The following is a 507-nucleotide window of genomic DNA, read 5'->3' as shown; positions in this document are numbered from 1 at the left end:
GATCGCCTGGTGTCTGAAATGGCTGACCGTGCCCTTGACGTGCGCGTGTACAAGAACGGGAAGCTCATGCGCTCGGACACCGACCTGATCTCACCTGTCCTCGACAACTTCGGTGTCACCGACTCTGAGCGCGACGTACTCACCACCACGTTCTCGACCATGCGCGCGCTACACCGCAGCGGACGCAACCACATCTGGGGCTACTACGTGCGGAACCTGATCCGCCCGCTTTGGCTGTCAGAGTCAGCCAACCGCGTTGACGTGATGGTGGGCAACCCTCCCTGGTTGCGCTACTCGAAGATGACGGCGACCATGCAGGAAAGGTACAAGCACCTCGCCAAGCCCCGGAATCTCCTGACTGGTGGACTCGGCGCGTCGAGCCGGGACCTCTCCACACTCTTCGTCGTCCGCGCCGTCGAGCTGTACCTTCGCGCCAACGGACGGTTCGCCTTCGTCATGCCTCACGGAATCCTGACCCGCAAACCGCACACCGGATTTCGGACGGGT

At 62.3% G+C, this 507-nt stretch carries 1 protein-coding gene; it reads left to right on the top strand.

Annotated features, from left to right (window positions below; genetic code table 11):
• Nucleotides 1-18: 18 nt before the first annotated feature.
• Nucleotides 19-507: Eco57I restriction-modification methylase domain-containing protein (locus QSJ18_RS20130; RefSeq protein WP_286328429.1), on the top strand; the 489-nt coding region annotated here is incomplete at its 3' end.

This window comes from Gordonia heveisoli (genome assembly GCF_030315745.1).
Lineage (GTDB): Bacteria > Actinomycetota > Actinomycetes > Mycobacteriales > Mycobacteriaceae > Gordonia.
The sequence above is the reverse complement of the archived record's forward strand: the minus strand, read 5'-3'. Positions and strand labels throughout refer to the sequence as shown.